Source organism: Candidatus Nitrosotalea okcheonensis (genome assembly GCF_900177045.1).
Taxonomy (GTDB): domain Archaea; phylum Thermoproteota; class Nitrososphaeria; order Nitrososphaerales; family Nitrosopumilaceae; genus Nitrosotalea; species Nitrosotalea okcheonensis.
Window position 1 is genome coordinate 1,538,319 of the sequence record NZ_LT841358.1, and the last position, 11,140, is coordinate 1,549,458.

Annotated in this window: 5 protein-coding genes; 3 read left to right on the top strand and 2 right to left on the bottom strand. The window is 35.1% G+C overall.

Annotated elements, in window-relative coordinates; all coding sequences use genetic code 11:
* Both BQ3481_RS11555 and BQ3481_RS09170 read left to right on the top strand, forming a co-directional pair.
* Positions 1–1,516, top strand: a 1,516-nt coding sequence (locus BQ3481_RS11555; RefSeq protein WP_162287757.1) for an Ig-like domain-containing protein, incomplete at its 5' end; no start/stop codon positions are given.
* Positions 1,517–2,459: 943 nt separating this feature from the next.
* Positions 2,460–4,484: a cyclin family protein gene (locus BQ3481_RS09170; protein ID WP_157927989.1), complete on the top strand. Its 2,025-nt coding sequence runs from the start codon at positions 2,460–2,462 to the stop codon at positions 4,482–4,484.
* Between the two features lie 274 nt (positions 4,485–4,758).
* On the opposite strand, the gene BQ3481_RS09175 is transcribed toward BQ3481_RS09170, so the two are convergent.
* Both BQ3481_RS09175 and BQ3481_RS11560 read right to left on the bottom strand, forming a co-directional pair.
* Entirely contained in the window at positions 4,759–5,061 is a 303-nt protein-coding gene (locus BQ3481_RS09175) for a hypothetical protein (protein ID WP_157927990.1), read from the bottom strand.
* 751 nt (positions 5,062–5,812) lie between these two features.
* On the bottom strand, positions 5,813–6,004 hold the full coding sequence (locus BQ3481_RS11560; protein ID WP_162287758.1) for a hypothetical protein: 192 nt from the start codon (positions 6,002–6,004) through the stop codon (positions 5,813–5,815).
* A gap of 79 nt (positions 6,005–6,083) precedes the next feature.
* Here BQ3481_RS11560 and BQ3481_RS09180 point away from each other — a divergent pair.
* On the top strand, positions 6,084–11,140 hold a 5,057-nt coding region (locus BQ3481_RS09180; protein ID WP_162287759.1), incomplete at its 3' end, for a LamG-like jellyroll fold domain-containing protein.

An 11,140-nucleotide genomic window follows, 5' to 3' on the forward strand; every position in this document is an offset into this window, starting at 1 on the left:
CTATGGCGGTGATGCAACTAACGCAGCAAGCTCTGGCCAGTCCACACTCACTGTAAACAAAGTATCAACTACCACCACCCTCACACTCTTACCGTCATCAGTCAATGTAGGTATTCCAACCACAGTCTCAGTCTCAGTAACAGGTTCATCTCCAACAGGTACTGTAACATTTGCATCAAACTCAACTGGTTCCTTCAGTAACGCGGGTTCCTGTACACTCAACTCCGCAAAGTGCTCTGTCACATTCACACCGTCATCAGTAGGCTCTGCTGTAATTACAGCAAGCTATGGCGGTGATGCAACTAACGCAGCAAGCTCTGGCCAGTCCACACTCACTGTAAACAAAGTATCAACTACCACCACCCTCACACTCTTACCGTCATCAGTCAATGTAGGTATTCCAACCACAGTCTCAGTCTCAGTAACAGGTTCATCTCCAACAGGTACTGTAACATTTGCATCAAACTCAACTGGTTCCTTCAGTAACGCGGGTTCCTGTACACTCAACTCCGCAAAGTGCTCTGTCACATTCACACCGTCATCAGTAGGCTCTGCTGTAATTACAGCAAACTATGGCGGTGATGCAACTAACGCAGCAAGCTCTGGCACCTCAAATCTTACTGTGACCCAAAGTACAAGCAGTACATTTGATGCATATAATCAATTTGATCCAGTAACTAAAAATGTACTTGTTTATGGAATAGATAATAATGGAGATTCTTTTGGACCTATTACTCCTACAATAACTAAGACATCTTGGAATAGTGGTGATGATTATAATCTTGATAATCATGATCACGATGCTTCTAAACTTGGCGGCAATGACAATCATAAAAACAATGGCGGCAATGACAATCATAAAAATACCAAAGTATCATTTGTACCAAATCTTACTAACTCTATAGTTATGACATCATGGAGTAGTATCAATTATGATGCTAATAATCTTGGTGACATTATTCTTGTAGCTGACAATCATAAAAACAATGGCGGCAATGCGAATAACCATCATGATGAGAGTGATAATCATAAAAACAATGGCGGTAATGACAAAAGCGGTGCAATTTATAATCACGATGATGATAACAAAAATGCAGAACTAAGGACATTTCATATCAACAATGGCAATAATTCGTTAATTCTGATAGAAAAAGTGCTGATGGGAAATAATAAAATCACAGTTCATGTTATTAGTATTCAACGCAATGGTGGACCAGTAGTACAAATGCCACAAAACCTAAAAATGTTCGAATGGACAAATGATAAAGACAATGATGGTTCAAGTCCTGGAAACATGGAGAAATTCCAACAAACAATGATAATTAAGAATGATAAACTAACACAACAAATTACAACATCTTATAATGACGACAAAAAACAAACAGTGATTTACACACAGAATATAAATGAAGACTTTAAACATAAAAATCACCTAAGTGATGAAATTGTTAAGAATGGACTTGTCTACCTGCGTATGCTGACGCATCAAAATATTCTGACTATAGGAACTTCCTAAGTTCGTAAAACACATTCTTGGTTTAGATCAAGTTACATTTTGCCAAAATAATCTATTAGTGTAACCATTCATATGCTCTGTTGACTGATGGACTAATCAAGATGTTACCATATGGATGGTCTTACATCATGATACAATGAACATGGTAACTGGTCAGGAGGTATTGATTCAAAGCTTATTCAATATAGAAAATTAAATCCAGATGTCAGTAAGAAGAGGAGTTAATAGATAAAGCACATTCATACATACCCGATATTCTGTGGAACTGAAAATCTCCCTTGCAATGTTTTTGAATGAAATTTTTATAAATTATAATTTAATCATAATGTAAAATATGATATTAAAAGTTGAAATATAACTGATATGATATTGACGATTAAATTTTTAGTGTTATTTTGTGAAAAACTATTTACAATTATTAGAACTGTATCTATTTGAACTACCAGTTATTTTATTATAGGTTCAGATCATTTTCTACAGCATAAATTAATCAAATGATTATTAAAATAGTTGAGCATTGGGCATAACTCCCATCAAAAATAAATGCTAATTTCCAAGCATCTGTCTGATACATCGTGGCTTGTTACTACCAATAATGCAGTTGTAGTATACCTGATATCTGGTACACAAACACGCACATCAACAGATACGACGAGACATTTTCAGATCCAATTACTGGCACGCCGGATATCCAAATGTTTCCTTGACGGTGCAAAACAGCGGTTCAAGGAGCACCTCTTGCACGGTATATTCTCCAACCTTTCCTAGATTGGTAGAACAGTATCAATTCCAACCTGTCACCTTTTATTTGATCATACCGTTTTACTGGGCAGACCAGTCTTACTCACGTTGTCTAGAATTAAATCTAGAATGAATAATTGGGATAATTCAGTGTCATATAACCCCAAATTTATATATAAGTATGTGTTTATATGACACTGAAATGAATCCAACATCAATCAAGTTACTAAAATCTATTGCGGAAGGAAAATCCCATCAAACTGAATTGATGACACTACTTAGTATTGGTGAATGGCAATTCAATACTATAACCCGCGAATTGATGCATCAAGATTACATGGATAAAACTAATGACGTTTTCATTTTCAAAAATAATGCTAAAGCTGCATTATTTCACAATATTGCCAATCAAATAGATGTAGAAAAATTATTGCATGATTCTAATGAGCAAATATTTTTTAATTTGACAGAGCCAGTAACAATAAAAGATATCCAAGACTCAACCAATCTTTCTCTACGAACAATACAGCGCTGTATGTCTGAATTTGAATCAATAGGCGTAATTAAAAAAGTGGATGATAAAATCTCTATTGATGAAACAAAAGAACAATTGTATTTATTTGCCAAATTGCTTAAAACAGAAAATGAGAGAAGAAATATTGAATCATATGCAGATATAATTTACCAAGATAAATTTAGAATATTAAAAAAAATTCCAAAAGATCAACGCGCTGATGGTGAATTAACTGGTTTTTCATTATTCTATGACTATGGAATAGATTATCAAACAACTCACAATTATTTCATAAAACAGGAATCATCACTACGATTAGAAGAAATATTAATTCATGCATTACTTATAGCACATAAAAATAAAGATAAAAATGCAATTACAATGGCGATTCTTTTCTATCTGAAAAATAGAGAGAAAATGGATCCATTGGACATACGAATGATTGCAAGATCCTACGGTATATCTGAGATTTGGATTGATGTTGAGGGATATGTAAGAAATGATCCTCTCAAAAATATTGATTTATTTTTACCTCGCAACGAGTTTGAGGAAAAAGCGCGACTGTATGATATTCACTCTGATTTATACACACTTCCTGTTGCATATCCTCAACTTTTTCGGGATATAGGTAAAAAACTTCCAGAAGCGACAGAAGCTTGTCTTCTCGGAGGTGAAAATATGCGTATGAAGGGCCTCAAGGATAGGACTAAAGATTGTGATATTGTAGTTGATGATGACAAAGCGCTGAATAATTTAACAAACACACTTCTTGATTTGGGGTACAAGTCACTCAATAAAGAGCATTTTACAAATGACGATCGTAGGATAGATCCTTTTGACATATTAGAACATCCTGCACGTAGTAGAGTAGATTTATTCAAAACAAGAATAGCTGGAAAGTTAGTCCTTTCTGATACGATTGTGCAAAGAGCAAAAATAGAACAATTTACCAAACTTAAACTACGAATACTATCAAATGAAGACATATTTCTTCTAAAATCTGTTACACTGAGGGAAGGTGACATACAAGATCTGTCTAAAATCGTACAATCGGGAAATTTTGACTGGAAAATTGTATGGGATGAATTATTATATCAGGAACACCTAACATGTATGAATTTTTCTAGTCTAGTTCTTGAAAGTTTAGATTATTTGTATGAACAAACTAGTATTCGATCTCCTTTTTATCGAAAACTCATTAGCAGAGTTTTGGATCATGAAATAAGCAAGCTTGTTAGAAATAGAGAAATGCCACTTGATGGAATAATTGAATTACTTAAGGGTAATGACATAACTGAAAAAATGATACGAAATAGAATAGATTATCTAGAAAGAAAAAAACATGTCAGGAAAATCAAAAAAGGTGATCAGGTATTAATTCAAGCTAAAGAAAAAATTGTTTTTAATGTTTATTCCAATAATCCAGTGGATGCTCGTGATAGAATGAAAAAACACGTAGAACAACTCTCAAAATATTTTGTTCTCTCAGATGAGATCAAGAAATATGCATTAGAATTAGTAGACCAAGTAGTTGATAAAGGAATAGAAAATGGTAGGAAACCTACCGGTCTAGCTACTGCTATAGTGTATCTTGCCACCATTGTAAAAGGTGATGGATATTATACTGCAGAGAGAATTGCAAAAGCATCAAATCTCAGTCAACCCAGTATACATGCATTATACAAGTTAGTGAAAAGAAGTCTTTCCTTATGACGATTAATATAAACACCGCATCATTATGTTGGATTATAAAATTGGGAACAAATTAGGCACGATGGAACGCAAAAATGAACTGTACAGTAGCGTGTCCGGCCGATCCATATTTTTTAAACTAGAAGAATCCTACACCAGTTTTTTAAACCATGCTTGTCCAGTACGTTTTAAACATGAAAACTTCCATACGAAATCTTTTCTTTGCAGTAGCTAACCTAATGCCATCTGGTTACGATGCCAGACACGACCGTTCTTGGCACGTATCATGGAACTATTAACTGATACAATGGTACAATCGACAATTTTTTCTGATACAAATCTTCTTTCCTATATTACCAATAATATTCTGCACCGGAAGTGTCTTGAATCTCCTGTCAAATGTTCTCTTGTCTGGCAATGTATCAAGATCGCATGATCTCATTATTTTTTTGTTGTACGTACCATTAATTGTAAAGTAGTAATGCAGGCAGTTGTTTGATGGAATTCTCATCCAGATTCTCACAACATAGCATCGTAGAATCACTATAGTTGGATAGACATATGGTCTTCCTCCTTTCTTGTCATCATCTGTATACAAAGATAGCAAACCTATCCGATGCAAAATGCCAATAAGAAAGAACTCTGTTGTTATCTTGTTGGGGAGCCTTCTTGCCAAATTCATGTTGCAATGATATTTCCAGGAAGTGATCCTTAGCTTTTTCTATTAATCACACTTGTTATCTTTGTAAAATTGGGTTGGAATTATGCCCAATCCTCAAATAGTTGTTAGGGAATAAATTAAAACAAAAAATATTAAAAATTGATTTTTCTAAATATTAGTTCCAGTATTTTTGTCATGTAAATACTAATCAATGTGAATATTTTTAAAATTATAAACATGCTACAGATATAATAAAAATATTTTTAAATTCAAAAACAACAAGTGTATATTACAATTATTTATATTGTAAATAATTTTATAAAATGATAGCGTCTTAAACAATTACTTGTACACAATACTGTGATTAAATATGCACGCGAAAATACATTTGTGCATTTGTATTGAAATAGTAAGTCATTTTATACTAATCTAATGTAACAGTGTAGAATCATCAAACAAATCATATCTAATGTTATAAAAAAATCTGTGTTACTTTTGTTATAATTATGCTTGTTGCATAAGTCACTAAAAAATTAAACCTAATTTGCTCTTTAATTTTATGTCGATATTGAGTTGTAATTATGATATGCAGATATTTTTTTGAGAAAATTCATGTTACCGAAATGGAACCAACAAAGCTAGTTGATGCCATACTGGTCATCTGATCGCTGAGTAATTTCCACCCCCCTTATTGTCCAAAATGATAGATCTCATACATGGTTAGTGGGATTGGGAAATCTGGGTTATCAACTCCAGTGTCAATTGTTAACCAAAGTTTCCCATCATCAGACAATTGTTGCTGGAAGATAGCACTGATTTCAATTCCACTAATTTTTGCCAAAATGGAGAAATAATTTTTGAAATCAAAAACTATTTCCATCTATTTAATTTTTTTAATTATTATTTCTGTACCAGCATTTACTAATGCTGAACAAATGGGACCTAGCTATACCAAACAAGTGGAATCACAAGATATACAAAAAAACTCAGTGGTTCCACCAGCTAGACATTTATCCATTACACTTTCTGAAAACGTTGGGATTGGATCAAATGATCATTCTCCAAATGATCAACAAAATGTTTTACAAAATAATAAAATGATTAATCTTTCAGATCAAGTTATTATTAGCTCTAATGATCATGATAAAAATTTAATTTTAGTTATACCCACTGATTCTGTAATAACAACACTGGACCGAATATCTAATCCTGAAAGAATTAGAATTAATGGTAGAATAATTACAGTCGAAAATAAAATAACCGACGAGCAATCAAACAAGATATCATATTTCATTAATGACAGGACATCATCTTTTGTTGGAATACACAATTCAGGAAATAATGATCTTCTGTCATTTATTTTGCCGTCAAAGATTAGTTTATTTTTATACGTACCAACTGAAATTTCATCTACTGGATTTGATTTACTACACAATACAATTACAGAAATAAATCATTTTACATCAAAAAATAAAGATCCTGTTGTAATTCTATTATTCATACCTATTGCTGGATATATTCTAGTTAGACTTATTGGAAACAAAATTCAAACCAAATCTAAACAAATCCTATCTTTTTGTGTTTTTGGTCTCTTACTCTCTTCCATGATTGTCACACCCTTGTCAATTTCCCCAACATTTTTGACAAATGCTTATGCTGAAAGTTCAAACCAGAATAATACAAATACAATAGAAACAAACTCTAATGCAAGTCCTGTATTGCCAAGCTCCAATACTACAAAAACCAGTCCTGTATTGCCAAGCTCCAATACTACAAAAACCAGTCCTGTATTGCCAAGCTCCAATACTACAAAAACCAGTCCTGTATTGCCAAGCTCCAATACTACAAAAACCAGTCCTGTATTGCCAAGCTCCAATACTACAAACCTTGCTCAATCAATACAGAATGCCACACAGTCTTGGAATTTCACCTCGCTGAATGGAAAAATAGGCCATGTATCAGCTCAGACTAACTTGACATCAACTAATACTACTTCCATTGCAAATACTACAAGTACGAATTCTTTCACTGATTCTAATTCAACAAACCTATCCGAAATGATCCATGCTAATGATACATTGATTGCTCTAGTCAATGCTACTAGTATCAATTCCAGTCCTGTATTGCCAAGCTCCAATACTACAAAAACCAGTCCTGTATTGCCAAGCTCCAATACTACAAAAACCAGTCCTGTATTGCCAAGCTCCAATACTACAAACCTTGCTCAATCAATACAGAATGCCACACAGTCTTGGAATTTCACCTCGCTGAATGGAAAAATAGGTCATGTTACTGCTTCAAACAATACATTACAACTTCAAGGCACAGGTTATCTTACACAGAAGATAAACGCAACAAACAGTATACAGCAACTAACCTTATCTGCGTGGGTAAAACCAGATTATACACATGGTTCACCAGTATTTACTGTAATCAGCAAAGAAAATCAATTCATTCTCTCAATAAACAATAACATACAGCCCAGAATGATTGCGCAATTCTCAGTTTTTGATGGAATTAAATGGAATACAGTAAACTCTACAATTCCAATACAAAATTGGACTCATCTTGCAGCAACATACAATGGAAGTGCAATCAGTATCTATGTAAATGGAACCTTACAGTCCACGGATCTATTGCAGGGTGTATTGTCACTGTCTGAAAGTGGAATTTTACAACTAAAAACGCCTAACCAAATAACATCAAATTCAGATGTAGTAATTGGTGGATCATCTAATTCAGTTCGCCAATCCGTCAATAATGAATTCTCAGGATTGATAAAAAATGTGAAAATCTATGATTCATTACTTACGCCTTTCCAGATAAGCCAGATTTACAATCAAAACAATAACATCTTACCTGTAACAATCAACAATCTACCTAATCCATCTTTGGCAGAAAATGTAAACGTGATCGATTCTGTGATTCTGTCACTTAATTCAATCAACTCCACAATGAACAATCTAAATGATACATTGCTTACAGTTGCACCATCAATTAACAAGACTAAAAATAACTATCTATCTACCGAGGATCCAGAATTTGTCTTTCAATATTTTTCTAATAACCATATAGCCAAGATGATAAAACAAATCAAGTCATATCCACAGAAAATTCAATACGGCATGTGGCAAGAGAAAGACAAGTCAATATCAATTGAGGTTTACGATCCTTCTGGAAACAAGACATCATTAAAGTCAGAGTTTACGGAGTTAAGTCAAGGAAAATTTGACATCAAGTTACACGCAGGACGCGAGATAAAACCTGGTCTGTACAAAATAAAAATCACTATGATAAGACAAGGAAAATCATTTACAGTAACAGATCAGTATACGTGGGGACTTGTATCTGTTAATACACTTAGATCTATATATGTACCTGGAGAACAAGCAAACTTTGCGATTGTAGTATTAGATAACAATGGTCATCCGGTGTGTAATTCCGACATAACGATGAGCATAAGAGATCCGGAATCAAAGATAACTACACTTTCTTCAGGTAATGGAATCTCTTCAAGTAATGACTGTGGGTTGTATAATGCAAATTACATTCCAAATAGCGAAGGAAATTACACAGTTAACGTGATGGCAAAAACAACTGACGGCATATCCAGTTTTAATACGTATTTTCTTACTATGAATAATTTCGATTTTAATATAATAAGAACAGCAGCAAGTAAGATAGATCCAATAAACAATCCCAACTCGTTTAATGTTAAAATCGATGTAGAGTCATTTGTAAACAGCTCTCCTATTACAATTAGTGAATCTGTACCATCTGTATTCAATGTGGTCACTGATGCGTCAGTTACAACTATCGGTGATTCAAAAATATTGACATGGAATAAAGATCTTATTGGGAACAAAACTTCATTGCAATACTCATATTCTGTTCCACTCCAATTTCCAAGGCTCTATACACTAGGTCCAGTCAAAATTACTTATGGAAATAATCAAACTTTCACAGAAGCAAGACCTTGGTTTGTAGCAAACGATCCAGCGTTTACTCCTACTGCAAATGATATAGTGCAGATAACAGAATCAGCAACTCTGTCATCTCATCAGTTTCATACAATCTCAACCTCTGACACAATGTCTCTGAGTGAAAAAACAAGTTCATCCATTCCAGTAAAAGAAATTCTCCAACTGAGTGAAAAAACAAGTACATCCATCCCAGTAAAAGAAATACTCCAACTGAGTGAAAAAACAAGTACATCCATCCCAGTAAAAGAAATACTGGCATTAAGCGACTCTGCCAGCCCCTCCACTAGCCAATTCAAATCAATAGCTGCATCTGATACGCTTGCATTGGCAGATTCCGGAATAACCCATGCTGGCAGGTTGTTGAGTCCATCTGATACAATAGCATTAAGCGACTCTGCCAGCCCAGCCACTAGACAATTCAAATCAATAGCTGCATCTGATACGCTTGCATTGGCAGATTCCGGAATAACCCATGCTGGCAGGTTGTTGAGCCCATCTGATACAATAGCATTAAGCGACTCTGCCAGCCCAGCCACTAGTCAATTCAAATCAATAGCTGCATCTGATACGCTTGCATTGGCAGATTCCGGAATAACCCATGCTGGCAGGTTGTTGAGCCCATCTGATACAGTAGCATTAAGCGAGATGGTAAGTATTGCATCTTCAAAGAATAAAACAACTACTGAAACAGTAATATCAACTGATACAGTATCTGTATCATCTGCAAAGAGCACAACCTTATCAGAAACTGTTACTACCTCTGATGTATCATCAATTACCGCCTCACATAATATCGCGTTAACCGAAACAGTTACAGCTCATGATTCTACAGGAAAATCTATCAACCAATCATTAACTGACTCTCCTATAGCAAGAGATACACTTCTCACTTCTGCAAGTTATTCTGCACAGGTAACTTCTATCTTGATAGACAACACTCAAACTGCAACAGGTACGGGAACTTCAATCACTATACCTAGTTTCACTGTAAGTAATGGAGCAAACAGGTATCTCCTAGTTGCTATTGAAACAAACGGAACTGCAGTATCTAGTGTAACTTATGGTGCTCAATCTCTATCTCTGATAAGACTAAGTAACAACCTGCATCGTATAAATACTGAGATATGGGGAGTGGTTAATCCTACCTCTGGAACTGGAAATGTTGTAGTAGACTTTTCTCCTCATACAGCCATCGCTATAGTCGGTGCGTATAACATTCTGGGGGTTGATCAAACTAATCCGGTACCGACCACTGTATCTGGAACATCTGGAGTTGGTGGTGGTAGTCCAAGTGTCTTCATAACGAATCAATACGCTACAAGCATAGTCATCGATTCTGCAGGAAAACAGATACAAACAATCTCTACAACTGCTCCACAAGCCCAAACATGGAATCTGCATTTAGGAGGTGTAACCGGTGGATCAAGTACAATACTTCCGAATATCTCTACCTCAAATCACTTTGTCTGGACTCCAGGGTCTTCTATAGGAAGCTGGGCTGAAGTTGCAGTAGAAGTAAAAGCATCAGGTTTTATTTCTCCTTCAGAGATAATCCATGTTGTAGACACTCTAACAGCAGCTGCATCAAAGAGCATAACTCTATCAGAAACAGTAACTGTAGCAGATCACACTGTTTCACTATCTGGCGGCAGAAATAAAACACTGTCAGAAACTGTAACCACCTCTGATGTATCATCAACAGTTGGAACAAAGAGTATTACACTAACTGAGATTGTAACATCCACTGATCAAGCCAACATGTCTGGTGGGAGGAGCAAAGCATTTACTGAAACCGTTACTGCCTCTGATTCACTAGCAACAGCAGCATCACGAAAAACAACACTGACTGAAACCGTTACTGCCTCTGATGCACTAACAACCACAGCATCAAGAAATGCAACCTTGTCTGAAACCGTTACTGCCTCTGATGCATTATTGACTACTATAACAAAGAAGGCAACACTGTCAGAAACAGTCACCGCTTCAGACTCACTAACAACAGCAGTATCAAGAAAAGCAACACTAGCTGAGAC

What these genes read in the sequence shown, in the direction of transcription:
- BQ3481_RS09170 (WP_157927989.1), top strand. Translation starts at nt 2,460, where the DNA reads ATGAATCCAACATCAATCAAGTTACTAAAATCTATTGCGGAAGGAAAA.
- BQ3481_RS11560 (WP_162287758.1), bottom strand. Translation starts at nt 6,004, where the DNA reads ATGGAAATAGTTTTTGATTTCAAAAATTATTTCTCCATTTTGGCAAAA.